The sequence below is a fragment of the Streptomyces buecherae genome (assembly GCF_014295035.1).
In the GTDB taxonomy this organism is placed as follows: domain Bacteria; phylum Actinomycetota; class Actinomycetes; order Streptomycetales; family Streptomycetaceae; genus Streptomyces; species Streptomyces youssoufiensis.
This window is the reverse complement of the sequence record NZ_CP060404.1, coordinates 6,789,867-6,805,572: the sequence shown is the minus strand read 5'-3', so window position 1 is coordinate 6,805,572 and position 15,706 is coordinate 6,789,867. Positions and strand designations below refer to the sequence as shown.

The window sequence follows — 15,706 nt, the reverse complement described above, 5'->3', positions numbered from 1 at the left end:
TCACCTCCGGCGGTTCCCGTGAGCTGCCTTGGAGAGGGTGATGCGCGCATGGCGGTGGGTCATCCCTGGTCGTCGTGGTGCTGCGTACGAGAGGCGCTGGGCGCTGCGGATGCGTAGTACGGGTGGCCCGGGTGCTGGCGGGCCGCCTCGATGGCCTCGCGCAGCACCTGGCGGTCGTCGAAGGCGCGCACCACGCCGGCGATGTCCTGGCCCTGTTCGTGGCCCTTGCCCGCCACGACGACGGTGTCGCCGGGCTCGGCGCGGGCGACGGCCGCGGCGATGGCGACGGCGCGCTCCTCCTCGACCAGCACCGTGCCGCGCTCGTGGGTGGGCACCTCGGCGGCGCCGGCGAGCATCGCGGCCAGGATCGCCAACGGGTCCTCGGAGCGCGGGTTGTCGGAGGTGAGCACGGCGGTGTCGGACAGCCGGGCCAGGGCCGCGCCCATGGCGTGGCGCTTGTGCGGGTCGCGGTCGCCGCCGCAGCCGAGTACGGCGTGCAGCTTGCCGTCGGTGACCTTGCGCAGGGCGCGCAGCACGGACTCGACGGCGTCGGGCTTGTGCGCGTAGTCGACGACGGCCAGGTAGGGCTGGCCGGCGTCCACGCGCTCCAGGCGGCCAGGCACACCGGGCACCGCGGCGACGCCGTCGGCCGCGGTCTGCGGGTCGATCCCGGCGACGACCAGGGCGGTGATCGCGGCGAGCGCGTTGGCGACGTTGAAGGTGCCGGGCAGCGGGGCGGCGGCGCGCACCGCCTGGCCCTCGGGGCCGAGCGCGGTGAACGTCGAGCCGAGCGGGCCGATCTCGACGCCGGCGGCGCGCCAGTCGGCGTCCGGGTGGCCCTCGGCGGAGAACGTGGTGACCGGGATCTGGGTCTCGCGGGCGAGCCGCTGCCCGTACTCGTCGTCGAGGTTGATGACCGCGGCCCGGCTGCGGGCCTTGGTGAACAACTGCGCCTTGGCCCGGTAGTAGTCCTCCATGTCCGGGTGGAAGTCGAGGTGCTCGGGGCTGAGGTTGTTGAAGACGGCGATGTCGAAGACGCAGCCGTCGACGCGACCGAGCACGAGCGCGTGGCTGGAGACCTCCATGGCGACCGAGCGCACGCCGCGCTCGCGCATCACCGCGAACAGCGCCTGCAGGTCGGTGGCCTCGGGCGTGGTGCGCTCGGACTTGATCCGGTCGTCGCCGATGCGGGTCTCCACGGTGCCGATGAGGCCGGTGAGCTCGGCGGCCTGGGCGCCCTCGTTCCGCTCCTCGGGCGCGCCCGACGCGTGGTCGGCCGCCAGGGCGGCGCGCAGGCCGCCCTCCATGAGGTACGCGGTGGTGGTCTTGCCCGAGGTGCCGGTGATGCCGATCTGCAGCAGGTCCTCGCCCGGCTCGCCGTAGATGGTGGCCGCCAGCGCGCCCATTCTGGCCCGCGGGTCCGGCACGACCAGCGCCGGGAGGCCGGCCGCCGCCACCCGTTCGGCTCCCGCCGGGTCGGTCAGCGCGGCGACGGCTCCGAGGTCGGCGGCCTGGGCCGCGAAGTCGGCGCCGTGTACGCGGGCGCCCGGCAGCGCGGCGTAGACGTCACCGGGGCGTACCGCCCGGGAGTCGTGGGTGATGCCGGTGGCCTCGGCGCCCTCCTCGGTCGCCGCCGGGGCCTCGATTCCGAGCTGACCGGCCAGCTCCGCGAGGGGGGTGGGGCGGACCCGTACGGGGCGGGGCGGACCCGGGTAGACCGGGGCGGCGTCCTTCTGGGTGGTTTGAGACTGATCAGCGTGTGGCACGGCGGTGAGCGTACCGGGCCCATGGGGTCCGCCGCGAAATGAGGGGGGCCGGGGCCCGGCGCTCGCGGGGCCCGGGCGGACGGCGGCGGACCTCGACGGGGCGGGGGTCGCGGGGCGCCCGGGCACGCCGCCGGGCGCCCCGCGACGGACGAGGCGTCGCGGGGGTCTTCCCGTGGGCCGAACGGGGGGTGCGCCGGGGGCCGCGAGCCGTGGTTCCCGGGGCCGGGGGTGATCGTACTCACGGCGGCCCGCGCTCACTGTCCGGGCTGGTAGGTGACGGGCAGCCGGGCGGGCTGCTTGCCGGTGGGGGCCACCCGCATGGTCTTGAGCGCGAACTCCATCACCTGCTTGTAGATCGGGCCGCAGACCTGGCCGCCGAAGTAGCTGCCCTTGGTGGGGTTCTGGACGGCGCAGTAGACGGTCACCCGTGGCTTGTCGGCGGGCGCGAAGCCGGCGAAGGAGGCGGTGTAGCCGTGGTAGCGGCCGGTCTTGGGGTCGACCCGGTTGGACGTACCGGTCTTGCCCGCGACGCGGTAGCCGGGGATCTTGGCCTTCGCGCCGGTGCCCTCCTCGTCGTCGACGACGGACTCCAGCATCCGGGCGAGCGTCCTGGCCGTCTTCTCGCTGACCACCCGGGTGCGCTGCGGCTCGGGCGCGGGCGTGAACCGCCCGTCGGGCCCCTTGGTGCCGCGCACCAGCGTCGGTACGACCCGCTCGCCGCCGCCCGCGATGGTGGAGTACACCGAGGCGGCCTGGACGGCGTTGAGCGACAGGCCCTGCCCGAAGGGGATCGTGTACTGCTGCGAGGCGCTCCAGTCCTTGGGCTTGGCCAGGATGCCGGCGGTCTCGCCGGGGAAGTCGAGCCCGGTGGGCTGGCCGAGGCCGAACCGGCGCAGGTAGGAGTAGAGGACCTCGTTGGCCTCGGGCTGGTTCTCGCCCAGTTGCTCGGTGGCCAGGATGGTGCCGATGTTGCTGGACTTGGCGAGCACGCCGTTGAGCGTCAGGTACCAGGTGGGGTGGTCGATGTCGTCGGCGAACGCGCGGTCGGCCCGGGGCAGCCGGTTGGGCACCACGACCCGGGTGTGCGGGGTCGCGGCACCCTCTTCCAGGACGGCGGCCAGCGACATGAGCTTGCTGGTGCTGCCCGGCTCGTAGGCGTCGGTGAGCGCCGCGTTGCCGAGGGCCGCCGGGTCGGCGGCGGAGACGTCGGCGGGGTCGAAGCCCGGCGCGTTGGCCAGCGCGAGGATCTCGCCGGTCCGGGTGTCCTGGACGACGACGTAGCCGCCGTCGGCCTTCGACTCGCGCACCTGGTCGCTGATGGCCTTCTGCGCGGCCCACTGGAGGTCGCGGTCGATGGTCAGCTCGACGTCCGAGCCCGGCACGGCGGGCTGCTCCTTCACGTCCGCGGTGGGCACCTGCCGGCCGCCGGACTGGGCGTAGACACGCTTGCCGTCCTTGCCGGCCAACTCGGTGTTGAGCATCTGCTCGATGCCGGCGCTGCCCTTGCCCTGGGCGTTGACGAAGCCCAGCACGCCGGCGGCGAGGTCGCCGTTGGGGTAAACCCGCTTGCTGTGCCGCTCCCGGTTGATTCCGGCCAGCACGTTGACGCCCCGGCCCTTGGCCTCCTTGTCGGAGAGCGCGCTCTTGAGGTCCTTGATCTGGTTCCACACCTGCGGCGTGCGCTGCCGGGCGAGCACGGCGTACTTCGACGTGGGGTTGGCCGTGAGCCTGCCGACCAGCTCGCGCTCGCCCACGCCCAGGATCGGCGAGAGCAGCGCCGCGGCCTGCTGCGGCGCGTCGTCGACCTTGGCGCGCTCGGGGGTGAGCAGGTCGGGCGCCGCGGTGATGTCGTACGCGTCCACGGTGGTGGCCAGCTCGACGCCGGTACGGTCGGTGATCGACCCGCGCTCGGCGGCGAGGGTGACCGGAATGTAGCGGTTGACGTTGGCCTTGGCGGTGTAGGCGTTGGCGTCCACGGCCTGCACCTGGAGCAGCCGTACGACGAAGGCGAGCATCACGAGCGTGAGCGCGAGGCTCACCAGGCGCAGCCTCGGGCGCGGGTTGCGCAGCCGCGACGGCGGACGGCCCGAGCCTCCCGCTCCGCCCGAACCGCCGCGTGGCCTGGGCGGCCGTGGCCGCCCGGAGCCCGGCCGCTCCGGGGTGCGGCGCCCCGCGGCGGGCGCCTTGGGGCGTGCGGGGCGCTCGCGCTCCGCCTCTCGCCGGTTGCCGGGCGCGCGCTCGGCCCCGGCCCGGCCCGCGTCGCGCCGGCCCGCGTCGCTCGGGCCGGGGCCCGCCGCGTTCGCGCCGGCGCCCTCGCGCCGCTGGCGCGCGCCCACGCGCTCGCCCCGCTCCCCGTCCGCGTACGGCGGCCGGGGGCGGGCTCGGCCGGGGGCCGCCGCGCGCCGCTCGCCGCCGGTTCGTTCCTCGTCCCGGGGCCGGACCACGCCGCGCGGCCGGCCCTCATCGCCCGGTCGCGGGGTGGCGGGCCGGCCGGCCGGGCCGTACGGGCCCCGCGCGCGCAGCCGCTCCGCGTCCCCCTGCGGGGCGCCGGCGGCCGGCGGGCGGACGCCGCGCGCGCCTGGGCGCGCCCCGGGCGCCTGGCCCGGCGCGCGCTCCGCGCGGCGCGGGGGCTCGCTGGCGTAGGGGCGTGCGCCGTCGCGTCGGGGCGCCGCGTCACGGGGGCCGCGTGGGCCGCGCGGGCCGCGCGGCGCGCCGTCCGCGCGGCGCGCGCGCTCGTCCGGTCCACCGCGCTCACGTGGGCCGCCGCTCTCGCGCGGGCCGGCCCGCTCCGGCCGCTCGTCCCTCGGGAGCGGGCGTCCGCGCCCCGCGCCGTCGGCCGGGCGTCCGTCGTCGCGCCGGGCGGCGCCGCGCGGGCGCGCGGGACCCGCGCCGCCGTCCTGCCGGCCCGGCTCGCGCGGGCCGCCGGGCGCGCCCTGCGACCGGCGGGCCTCGCGCGCCGCGCGGCGCTCCTCCCACTCGCGCGCGCCCCGTGGGGGTCCGCCGTCGCGCGGCTCCCTCGGCGTACGGTCACCGCCGGCGCCGCCGGCGCCACGACGGTCGCGGGGCGCGCGCCGGTCGCCCGGCTCGCGGGGGTCTCGCGGCTCCCGGCCGGTCATCCGCGGCCTCCGTCGTCGATGTGCGGCACAACGTCACCTGCCGAAGGTCGGGGTGGAGTTCGCTGGTGGTGCGGCGCCGGGCGCCGGTGGCTGGCCGACGGGCGCGGCGCCCGGGGCGGCGTGGCCGGTGGCGGGCGCGGCGGCCCCCGGGCCCACCGTGGGGCCGGAGGGGGTGGGCGTCGGGGTGCCGGGGATGGACGAGGGGGCCGGGGTGACGGGGGCTGGCGCGGCCTCCGGCCGGGTGGGCGTCGTGGTGCCCGGGCCGAGGGTGCGGCCGAACGGGGCGGGGGTCGGGGTGGCCGGTGGGCTGGGCGGCTGGAGCGCGGGCGGCAGCGCGGCCGTCGAGCCGCTCCGCGTCGTCGGCCCCTTCGTCGCCGGCGCCGGCACGCCGCGCACGGTGCCGTCCGGGTTCAGGAACGCGGGGCCGCCGCCCGGCACCAGGCCCAGCTCGCGGGCCCGCCGCTCCAGGGTGTTCGGCTGGGCGAGTTCGTCCACCTCTTGTTGCAACGCCTGCTGCTCGTCCGTCAGGTCGTCGGTCTGCCGCTCCAGCCGGCTCAGCTCGAAGGAGCCCTGGTTGAGCGAGGAGTTCAGCACCAGCAGCGTGATCAGCCCGGAGCCCAGGAGAACGACGACCAGCAGCACGAACGGGGCCCGCCGGGCCGAGCCCCGGCCCGTCGGCCGCAGTCGGACCAGCCGGTTCATCCGGCCGTCGCCGGTGCGCTGCCGCGGGCCGCTCACGGGGCCTCCTCGCGGATGCGCTGCGCACCTCGCAGTCGGGCCGGGGCGGCGCGCCGGTTCTCGGCCACCTCCTCCTCGGAGGGCAGTTCGGCCCCGCGCGTGAGGAGCTTGAGGCGCGGCTGGTACTGCTCGGGCACGACGGGCAGCCCGGGCGGCGCCGTGCTGGCGGCTCCGGCCGCGAACACCTGCTTCACCAGCCGGTCTTCGAGGGAGTGGTAGGCGAGTACGGCGATCCGGCCGCCCACGGCGAGGCGGGACACGGCGGCCGGGATGGCCCGCTCGACGCTCCGCAGCTCGCCGTTGACCTCGATGCGCAGCGCCTGGAAGGTGCGCTTGGCGGGGTTGCCGCCGGTGCGCTTGGCCGCCTGGGGCAGCGCGTCGCGGATCAACTCGACCAGCCGGGCGCTGTTGGTGAAGGGTTCCTTCGCGCGCTCGCGCACCACGGCCTCCACGATCTTGCGCGCGAACTTCTCCTCCCCGTACGTGCGCAGCACCCGCACCAGGTCGCCCGGCGGGTAGGTGTTGAGCACCTCGGCGGCGCTGATGCCGGTGCTCTGGTCCATCCGCATGTCGAGCGGGGCGTCCTGGGCGTAGGCGAAGCCACGGTCGGCCTCGTCCAACTGCATGGAGGACACGCCCAGGTCGAAGAGGACGCCCTGCACGCGCGGGACGCCCACCCGGTCGAGGACCTCTGGCAGTTCGTCGTAGACCGCGTGCACCAGGGTGGCGCGGTCGCCGTACGGAGCCAGCCGCTCGCCGGCGAGCCTGAGCGCGGCCGGGTCGCGGTCGAGCGCGACGAGCCGGGCGGCGGGGAAGGTGGTGAGCAGCGCCTCGCTGTGCCCGCCGAGCCCCAGCGTGCAGTCCACCACCACCGCCCCTGGCTCGGCGAGCGCCGGAGCGAGCAGATCCAGACAGCGCTGGAGCATCACGGGAACGTGGAGAGCGTTGCTGCTCATGCGCCCTTCCAGGGAGGGTGAGGGGGTCGCGTGCCGCCGGGTCCCCGCCCGCTCGCTGAAGGGGAAGCGGCCTACTGGCGCCGGGGAAGTGACGTCAGGCGGCCGGGAGCGGGAGGAGGCCGAGTGGCACGTACACGCCGCACACGCGGGAGGTCTGTCGATGTGAAAAGGGGAGCGCCACGTCTCCCACTTCGCGTCACTTTAGTCCACTCGTCCCTTCGGTCAACCAACTGGCCAGCGCGTCTCCCGCCTGTTCTTCGCCGCCTGATTCACCCGTCCGGCGCAGCCAACCACTCCCTGTGGGTTACCTCACATAGGGCCTGGTTGATCGGCTTTACCCCGTCCTCTCGCCGCGTTTCGGGCCGGCGCCGGTTACGGTCGTGCCATGTCGACCTCTGCGCCCTCACCGGTGCCCCCTCCCCCGGACAGTGACAGTGCCGCCGTGGGAACGGTGACGGACGCCCTCGTCGCCGCCAACCAGCGCTACGCCGCCACGTTCGCCGATCCCGGCATGGACGCCCGCCCGGTGCGCCGCGTCGCGGTGGTCGCCTGTATGGACGCCCGCGTCGACCTGCACGCGGCGCTGGGTCTCGAACTCGGCGACTGCCACACGATCCGCAACGCGGGCGGTGTGGTCACCGACGACATCATCCGCTCGCTGACGATCAGCCAGCGGGCGCTGGGCACCCGCAGCGTGGTGCTGATCCACCACACCGACTGCGGCCTGCTCACCCTGACCGAGGACTTCCGGCACGAGATCGAGGAAGAGGTCGGCCAGCGCCCCGCGTGGGCGGTCGAGGCGTTCCGCGACCTGGACGCGGACGTGCGGCAGTCGATGCAGCGGGTCCGCACCTCGCCGTTCCTGCCGCACACCGACGACGTGCGCGGTTTCGTCTTCGACGTGACCACCGGGCTGCTGCGGGAGATCGCCCCGCGCTCCTGAGCCGACCGCCCGAGCCCGGCCGGCTGAGCATCGCCCACCCGACCACCTCGTCGCGCGGGGAACCTGCGATCATGACGAGCCCGCCAGTCGACCGGGCCGCGCGCGCCGGGCCGCCACGGGCGGCGGTCGCGGTGAGAGCACCACAACAGCACAGTCAAATCCGCCGCAACACTCCCGCGTCCGGCATTTCGCCCCGAGTTATCCACAGGCGAGTGACGGGGAGTGGCAAGGGCGGCAAGAATGCCTACGTGACATCACGCCCCGCCACCGTGGAGTGGTGTCGGTGTTTGGGGTGGGCCGCTCCACAGCGTGGACGCGGCTCGGGGAACGGGCCGAGGAGGGCCGGGTGACGACCTATGACGATCGAGCGAGCCTCAGTGATCTGACCGCCACAGCGGATCGAGTCCGCAGGTCGGTGGAGGAAGTGATCGAGGGCAAGCCCGAGGTCGTGCGCCTTTCGCTGACCGTGCTGCTCGCCGAGGGGCACCTACTGATCGAAGACGTGCCGGGCGTGGGCAAGACGATGCTCGCCAAGGCGCTCGCGCGCTCCATCGACTGCTCGGTGCGTCGCATCCAGTTCACCCCCGACCTGCTCCCGTCGGACATCACCGGGGTGAGCATCTACGACCAGCAGCGCAAGGAGTTCGAGTTCAAGCCGGGCGCGATCTTCGCGCAGATCGTCATCGGCGACGAGATCAACCGCGCCTCCCCCAAGACCCAGTCGGCCCTCCTCGAATCGATGGAGGAGCGGCAGGTCACCATGGACGGCGAGACGTACGAACTACCGAGCCCCTTCATGGTCATCGCCACACAGAACCCGGTCGAGATGGAGGGCACGTACCCCCTGCCGGAGGCGCAGCGGGACCGCTTCATGGCCCGGGTGTCGATCGGCTACCCGCACCCCGAGGCGGAGCTCCAGATGCTCGACGTGCACGGCGGCGTCTCCCCGCTGGACGACATGCGGCCGGTGGCGCACGCGCACGACATCGTCAAGCTGGTCGACGCGGTGCGCACGGTGCACGTGGCCGAGCCCGTGCGGCGCTATGCCGTGGAGCTCGTCGGCGCCACGCGACACCATCCGGAGCTGCGGCTGGGCGCGTCACCTCGGGCCACGCTGCACCTGGTGCGCGCCGCGAAGGCGGCCGCGGCCCTCGCCGGCCGGGAGTACGTGCTCCCGGACGACGTGCAGGCCCTGGCCACCCCCGTGCTGGCGCACCGCCTGCTGCCCACGGCCCAGGCCCAGCTGGGCCGCCGTACCTCGGAGCAGGTCATAGGCGAGATACTGCACCGCACGCCGGTGCCTTCGCCGTACGGCCAGCAGCCTCCGGGCGCCCGGAGGGCGTGATGTCCGCCGGGGGGACGTCGGTGGATCGGGACCCCGGGCTGGGGGGTGTGCACGCGGCGCTCGCCGGGTTGACGACGCGCGGCAGGTCCTTCCTCGCCGCCGGCGTGGCCGCGGCGCTGTGCAGCTTCGTGCTCGGCCAGGCGGATCTGTTGCGCGTGGGGCTGCTGCTCATCGCGTTGCCGCTGGTCTGCGTGGCCGTGGTCTACCGCACCAGGTACCGGGTGGCCGGCAGCCGGCGGCTCGACCCGGGCCGGGTGCCGGCGGGCTCGGAGGCCAGGGTGCAGTTGCGGATCGACAACGTGTCCCGGCTGCCCACGGGCGTGCTGATGCTCCAGGACCGGGTGCCGTACGTGCTGGGTCCCAGGCCCCGCTTCGTCCTCGACCGCGTCGAGACGGGCGGTCGGCGCGAGGTCTCCTACCGGGTCCGCTCCGACCTGCGCGGGCGCTATCCGCTGGGGCCCCTGCAACTGCGGCTGACCGACCCGTTCGGCATGTGCGAGCTGACCCGCGCCTTCAGCGGCTACGACACGCTCACGGTGGTGCCCCGGGCCGAGCCCCTTCCCCCCGTGCGGCTGTCGGGCGAGAGCGCGGGGTACGGGGACGGCAGGCACCGCTCGCTGGCGCTGGCCGGCGAGGACGACGTGATTCCGCGCGGCTACCGGCACGGTGACGACCTGCGCCGGGTGCACTGGCGCTCCACCGCGCGCTACGGCGAGCTGATGGTGCGCCGCGAGGAGCAACCCCAGCGCGCCCGCTGCACGGTGCTGCTCGACACCCGCCGGGTGGCGCACCAGGGCGCGGGCCCCGACTCCCCCTTCGAGTGGGCCGTCTCCGGCGCGGCATCGGCCGCGGTGCACCTGCTGGAGCGGGGCTACTCGGTGCGGCTGCTCACCGACACCGGCAGCTCGGTGCCCGGCCACGACGGCGCCGGCGGCCACGCCAGCGCGCACGACTCGGCGGACGCGGCCGGACTGGTGCTGGACACCCTCTCGGTCGTGCGGCACTCGGACGGCGCCGGGTTCTCCCGCGCCCACGACGTGCTGCGCGGCGGCAACGAGGGCCTGCTCGTCGCCTTTCTCGGCGAGCTGGACGAGGAGCAGGCGATGCTCGTCGCCAGGATGCGGCAGCGCAGCGGCGTGGCCGTGGCGTTCGTCCTCGACGGCGCCGCCTGGGCGCGCGGCGGGGCGTGGACGCGACCGCGGCACCTGGACGAGCGGCTGCGCCTGTTGCGGGACGCCGGCTGGGCGGCGCTGCCGGTCGCCCCCGGGACGCCGCTGCCCGAGCTGTGGCGGCAGGCCGATCAGTATCGAGCGCAGCACGGTGGCGTCACGGCGCCCGGCGCGGCGGACGGAGGCTGGGCATGAGTGGAAGCGCCCGGCTGGCGCTGTGTGCGACGCTGGCCACGCTGGCGGCGAGCTGCGCCCTGCTGCCGCTCGTGGAAGACTCCGGCTGGCTCCTGCAGGCGATGGTGCTGCTCGGCGTCCAGGCCGTGATCGGGGTGCTGGCCCGCCGGGTGCCGCTGGCCCGCCCGCTGACCATCGCGGCCCAGGCCCTGGCCGGGTTGCTGCTGCTGACCCTGGCCTTCGCGCGCGACCAGGCCATCGCGGGCGTGCTGCCGACCCCCGCCGCCTTCCGCGAGCTGGGCCGGCTGCTGAGCACGGGCGTCGACGACGTCGAGCGGTACGCCATCCCGGCGCCCGGCACCACCGGCATCGAGCTGCTCCTCATCGGCGGCGTGCTCGTGGTCGGCCTGGTGGTGGACGCGCTCGCGGTGACGTTCCGCAGCGCCGCCCCCGCCGGGCTGCCCCTGCTCGCGCTGTTCTCCATCGCCGCCGGCCTGTCCGAAGGCGGCTCCGACTGGTTGTGGTTCCTGGCCGCCGGCGCCGGCTACCTGCTGCTCCTGCTGGCCGAGGGCCGCGACCGGCTGTCGCAGTGGGGCCGCGTCTTCACCGGCGGCACGGGCCCGCGCGGCCAGGGCCGGGCGTCCTCGGGCCTGGACGTGGGCAGCACCTCTCCCTCGCCGGTGCGCACGGGGCGCAGGATCGGCGTCCTCGCGCTCGGCATCGCGCTGGCCGTGCCGGCCGTGCTCCCGTCGCTGGACGGCGGGCTGCTCGACCAGCAGGCCGGCAACCGCGCGCGGGGCAACGGCACCGGCGGCACGGTCTCGGCCGTCGATCCCGCGGTGTCGCTGCGCGAGAGCCTCAACCAGCCGGAGGACAAGGAGGTGTTGCGCTACCGCACCTCCAGCCCCGAGACCCGGGACATGTACCTGCGCATCGTGGCGCTCGACAAGTTCGACGGCTCCTCGTGGAAGCCGTCCGAGCGCCCGGTGCGGGACATCCCCGACATCCTCCCCTCCCCCGCCGGACTGGGCCCCGACATCCGCACGAACCGGGTCGAGACCCAGCTCCAGGCGGCCGACTGGTACGCGCAGAACTGGCTCCCGCTCCCCTACCCCGTCTCCGAGGTGCGCCTGGACGGGCGCTGGCGCTTCGAACCCGAGGGCCGCACCATCGTCGGTGACCGGGGACAGACCACGCGCGGCATCCGGTACGCGGTGTCCAGCCTGGCCGTGGACCCCACCGCCGCACAGCTTTCCCAGGCCCCGCCACCACCCCCGGAGCTGCTCCGCGAGTACACCCAGGTGCCCGACTCGCTGCCGTCGGTCGTGGCCCAGACGGCGGACAAGGTGACCCGGGGCGCGAGCAACGCCTACGAACAGGCCGTCAAGCTCCAGGACTGGTTCTCCCTCGAGGGCGGCTTCCGCTACGACACCCAGGTGGAGACCGGCAGCGGCAGCAAGGCCATCGCCCGTTTCCTGCGGGACCGGGAGGGCTTCTGCGTCCACTTCTCCTTCTCCATGGCGGCCATGGCCAGGACGCTGAACATCCCCGCGCGCGTCGCGGTCGGCTTCACCCCGGGGACCGCGCAGACCGACGGCTCCATGTCGGTGGGCCTGCGGGACGCGCACGCCTGGCCCGAGCTGTACTTCGAGGGCATCGGCTGGACGCGCTTCGAGCCCACCCCGAGCCGGGGTACGCAACCCGACTACACCATCGAGGAGCTTCCCTCGGACGACGGCTCGGCCCAGCCGCTGCCGCGGCCGAGCCGTTCGACCGAGCCGTCCACCCGTCCCTCGCCGTCGGAGAGCTGCACGGTCGACATGAAGCGGCTCGGCGAGTGCGGCGGCCCCGCCCCGAAGGAGCCGGACGAGGACGACAAGGACAGCGGGTTCCCCTGGGTCAGGGTCACGCTGATCAGCGGGGGCGCGCTGGCCGCCGTGGCCATCCCGCTGCTGCCGCTGCTCTGGCGGGTGCGGACGCGGTCGCGACGGCTGGGCGAGACGGCCGGCCGCACCCCGGAGGCCGCCACCGCGCGCACGGTGGCCGCCTGGCAGGAGCTGCTGGACACCGGCTGGGACTACGGCATACCCCCCGACGACTCGCTGACCCCACGCAAGGCCGCGGCCCGCGTCGTCGGCGTGGGCAAGCTGACCGGACCACCGGCGGAGGCCGCGCACCGCGTGGCGGCGGCGGTGGAGGAGACCTGGTACGCACCCCGGCCACGGCCGGCGGCGGGCCTGACGGAGGACGTACGACTGGTGGCGGCGGGGCTGCGCGAGGCGGCCACCAAGCCCGCGCGGCTGCGCGCCCTGTTGCTGCCCCGCTCGGCCTCGCGGATCACCGAGCAGGCCGCCCGGCGCTGGGCCGAAGTGCTCGATCGCTGGCGCACCTCCGCCTGGCGGCGCAGGCTCACCAACCTGCGTTTCCCGAGCCGGCAGCGCGGCTGACGCGGAGCGCCCGGCGGGTGGTTCGCCGGCCGGGCGCCCCGGACCAACCCCGGCGGTTGGCTGTGGGTCGATCTGGCCGACTGGCCGGTTGGTGACTGGCCCGCTGGCCGGTTGGTGACTGGCCCGCTGGCCGGTTGGTCGATTGCCGACTGGCCGGGTGGCTCGCGGACCCGCGTGGAGCGCGCGGGCCCCGGACGCCGCTCGTGTCCGGGCGGTCCGCGCCGGCCCGCCCGCGCTCGGCCTCTCGCCACGGCACGCGACGCGGCGGCACGCGACGTGACACACGGCCTCCGCCCACCCGGCGTACGGCTCACGGGCGCGACCCGTCCCGGTGCGACACTGCGGCGGAACCCCGCGTCGCGGACAAGCCGCGCCGGCACGCGAAAGAGCTGTGGGGGAACCGCCAACACGCGGTGCTCCGCCCACAGCTCTTCGCTGGTGAACGTGGTGTTCAGGGGTGGTGATACGAGAGTCGGGTCGAAGGGCCCGACTCCGCGTCGGCGAGGGTTCGTCGTCCAGGACACCCGCGCCGTCGCGCTGACGGAGTGCGGTGAATCCCTAGTGACCCTGTTCGTCGCGGCGGCGCTGCCACCGCTCCTCGATGCGATTCATCATCGAACGACGCTGGTGGCGGCTTGGCTTGCGCGGCGCCGCCGCCCCGCCACCACCCGTCGCCTGCGCTTGCTCGCCTGGCTTGGGCGCCTTGCGCCAGCCGGTCACGGCCAACACGGCACAGCCCAGCATGACGAGGAAGCCTACGACGCTGATCCAGATCTGCTGGGCGACCATCCCAGCCATAAGGAGCGCGATGCCCACCAGAAAACCCGCGACCGCCTGGTAGACCCGTCGCCGGGTGTACGTGCGCAGGCCGCTACCCTCAAGCGCTGTCGCGAACTTGGGATCTTCGGCGTACAGCGCTCGCTCCATCTGCTCGAGCATGCGCTGCTCGTGCTCCGAGAGCGGCACGGAGTCCTCCTACTCGTCGGTCGCGGGGGGCGACCGGGGTGCGACCCTTCCAGGATAGGCAGGGAATCGCCCCCGTGAAACCCGCCCCTCTGCGCCAATTCACCCACCAGAACCGCAGTGGTGCCTGATAGCTCTGAGACGTCCATTCCCCACCCACCGACCCGCCATGCCGGACCGTGTGCCTTCGATCATACGGGGGGAACGGGCTGATCGGGTGGCCTGTGGTCGACTGCACGCCGGTCCCACGGCCATTGCCACGCGCTAGCCCACGCGAGTGACGGATGGGGCTGCGCACGCCGCGGCATCACGGCCGCTCGGCCAGTACGTGCAACTGGGTGGCGACGGAGTGGAAGGCGGGCTGTTCCGCCGCCGCGGCCTCCAGCCGCAGCAGCGCGTCCATGGCGCCGGGCTCGGTGTCCACCAGGACCCCGGGGACCAGGTCGGCGAAGACGCGGACGCCGTGCACCGCGCCCACCCGCAGCCCGGCCGCCGTCACCAGGTCGGAGAGCTGGTCGGCCGTGAAGCGCCGCGGCACCGGGTCGCCCTCGCCCCAGCGGCCGGCCGGGTCGGTGAGCGCTTGCCGGGCCTCGGTGAAGTGCCCGGCCAGCGCGCGGGCGAGCACGGCGCCGCCGAGCCCGGCCGCGAGCAGGCTGAGCACGCCCGCGGGGCGGAGCGCGGCGACGGCGTTGCGCACGCCCTCGGCCGGGTCGTCCACGTACTCCAGAACACCGTGGCAGAGCACCGCGTCGTAGCCGCCGCGCTCCACCACGTCGAACAGGCCGTGCGCGTCGCCCTGCACGCCGCGCACCCGGTCGGCCACGTCCGCCTCGGCGGCCCGGCGCTCCAGCGCGAACAACGCGTTGGGGCTCGGGTCGACCACGGTCACCCGGTGCCCGAGCCGCGCGACGGGCACGGCGAAGTTGCCGGTCCCGCCGCCGGTGTCGAGTACGTCCAGGGCGTCGCGCGCACCATCGCCGCCCTGTTGCTCGGCCTTGACCCGGCGGTCCAGGGCGTCCTTGAGGACATCCCAGACCACGGCGGTACGGAGGGATGCGCGGGGGCGCAACGGGTCTGACACAGCGGGTGGCTCCTCGGCGCGGCGCCGACTCGGCCTGTGGCGGGGTCGGCGGGAAATGACGTCGTGAAGCCCCAGCCTATTGCCTCCGGCGCCGCGGCCGGCCGCGGCGGTGCGGTCAGCCGTGCGCCGCGTCGTCGTGTGGCGCCTGCCGGGGCAGCACGGGTTGCAGCACCAGCATGCGCTCGACGATGCGCAGGAACATGCTCGCGTCCCGGAGCAGGTCGTCCGCGTCGCGGTCGCTGGCCGCGCCGCGTATGCCCGCCTCGGCCCGGGCCCGGCGGGCGGCGCCGGAGGCGAACAGCGCGCTCCACTCGGTCAGTTCCGGCGCGACTTCGGGCAGTACCTCCCAGGCGCTGCGGATGCGCTGCCGCCTTCGCGGGTTGGTCTCCGGGCGGCCGTGGACGGCGAGCACGGCGGCGGCCGTGCGCAGGGCGGCGAGGTGGGCGGTGGCGAACCGCTCGTTGGGCGCCGCCAGCGCGGCGGCCTCCTCCAGACCCTGGTGGGCCTGGGTGAGCAGGTCGAGGGCCGCGGGCGGGGCCGTGGCACGGCGGATGACGGGGTGGACATCGCTCGCGGGACCGGTCAACGAGGGGGCAGCGGCGGCACGGTGCCGTCGTGCGGCGGCGGTACTGGCCATGACGAACCTCCTGTCGTCGTCGGGCGGCCCGCCCGTGTGGTAAAAGGGCCGCCGTATGTGTCCATCGTGGGGCACACCACTGACAATCGGCGCTGACCTGCACGAACGCCCGATACGCGGGGGTCCGGCGGCCCCTCGTGCGCCCCGGCGACGCCGCCCGTCCCGGGTGCCGGCCCTCCCCTCCCGCCAGCCGGCCCGGGCGCCCTCGCCGGCCCCGCGCCTCCGCCCGCCCCGGTACCCACCGCATCGAGCCAATTCCGCGGCGACCAGCCACCGCTCCCGCACGCCCCTCCGCGCCCCGCACGCCTCCGAGCGCCGTGCGCGCCCGCGCCCGGTGCCGCCCGACGCCGCCCCGTACCGCCGCCGCACGA

At 75.2% G+C, this 15,706-nt stretch carries 11 protein-coding genes; 4 read left to right on the top strand and 7 right to left on the bottom strand.

Going from position 1 to position 15,706, the window contains the following annotated elements:
• Positions 1-59: 59 nt before the first annotated feature.
• From H7H31_RS27055 to rsmH, 4 genes are all read right to left on the bottom strand, one after another.
• Positions 60-1,766 (bottom strand): UDP-N-acetylmuramoyl-L-alanyl-D-glutamate--2,6-diaminopimelate ligase, encoded by a 1,707-nt coding sequence (locus H7H31_RS27055; RefSeq protein ID WP_187064997.1) that lies wholly within the window; start codon positions 1,764-1,766, stop codon positions 60-62.
• 254 nt (positions 1,767-2,020) lie between these two features.
• Entirely contained in the window at positions 2,021-4,102 is a 2,082-nt protein-coding gene (locus H7H31_RS27050) for a peptidoglycan D,D-transpeptidase FtsI family protein (RefSeq protein ID WP_269475474.1), read from the bottom strand.
• 813 nt (positions 4,103-4,915) lie between these two features.
• Positions 4,916-5,620, bottom strand: a complete 705-nt coding sequence (locus H7H31_RS27045; protein ID WP_408647982.1) for a septum formation initiator family protein — start codon at positions 5,618-5,620, stop codon at positions 4,916-4,918.
• On the bottom strand, positions 5,617-6,576 hold the full coding sequence (gene rsmH / locus H7H31_RS27040) for a 16S rRNA (cytosine(1402)-N(4))-methyltransferase RsmH (protein ID WP_187061492.1): 960 nt from the start codon (positions 6,574-6,576) through the stop codon (positions 5,617-5,619). The genes H7H31_RS27045 and rsmH overlap by 4 nt, the downstream gene beginning before the upstream one ends.
• A 385-nt stretch (positions 6,577-6,961) precedes the next feature.
• Between rsmH and H7H31_RS27035 the strand changes: the two genes are divergently transcribed.
• The 4 genes from H7H31_RS27035 to H7H31_RS27020 all read left to right on the top strand — a co-directional run bounded on the left by H7H31_RS27035 (position 6,962) and on the right by H7H31_RS27020 (position 12,654).
• Positions 6,962-7,519, top strand: a complete 558-nt coding sequence (locus tag H7H31_RS27035; RefSeq protein WP_187061491.1) for a beta-class carbonic anhydrase — start codon at positions 6,962-6,964, stop codon at positions 7,517-7,519.
• 346 nt (positions 7,520-7,865) lie between these two features.
• Positions 7,866-8,864: an AAA family ATPase gene (locus H7H31_RS27030; RefSeq protein WP_176161153.1), complete on the top strand. Its 999-nt coding sequence runs from the start codon at positions 7,866-7,868 to the stop codon at positions 8,862-8,864.
• A complete protein-coding gene (locus H7H31_RS27025; RefSeq protein WP_187061490.1) occupies positions 8,864-10,228 on the top strand; it encodes a DUF58 domain-containing protein in 1,365 nt (454 codons plus the stop codon). The genes H7H31_RS27030 and H7H31_RS27025 overlap by 1 nt, the downstream gene beginning before the upstream one ends.
• Complete coding sequence (locus H7H31_RS27020) at positions 10,225-12,654, top strand: transglutaminase family protein (protein WP_187061489.1); 2,430 nt, start codon at positions 10,225-10,227, stop codon at positions 12,652-12,654. Before H7H31_RS27025 ends, H7H31_RS27020 begins: the two co-directional genes overlap by 4 nt.
• A gap of 558 nt (positions 12,655-13,212) precedes the next feature.
• Here the strand turns inward: H7H31_RS27020 and H7H31_RS27015 are convergent.
• The 3 genes from H7H31_RS27015 to H7H31_RS27005 all read right to left on the bottom strand — a co-directional run bounded on the left by H7H31_RS27015 (position 13,213) and on the right by H7H31_RS27005 (position 15,335).
• Positions 13,213-13,620 carry a DUF3040 domain-containing protein gene (locus H7H31_RS27015; protein WP_176161156.1) on the bottom strand — a complete coding sequence of 136 codons (408 nt, stop codon included), beginning with the start codon at positions 13,618-13,620 and terminating at the stop codon, positions 13,213-13,215.
• A gap of 304 nt (positions 13,621-13,924) precedes the next feature.
• Positions 13,925-14,698, bottom strand: a complete 774-nt coding sequence (locus H7H31_RS27010) for a class I SAM-dependent methyltransferase (RefSeq protein ID WP_176161157.1) — start codon at positions 14,696-14,698, stop codon at positions 13,925-13,927.
• A gap of 115 nt (positions 14,699-14,813) precedes the next feature.
• The gene (locus tag H7H31_RS27005) at positions 14,814-15,335 is read right to left on the bottom strand and encodes an SAV_6107 family HEPN domain-containing protein (RefSeq protein ID WP_187061488.1); all 522 of its coding nucleotides are present in this window, start codon (positions 15,333-15,335) and stop codon (positions 14,814-14,816) included.
• Between the last annotated feature and the right edge of the window lie 371 nt (positions 15,336-15,706).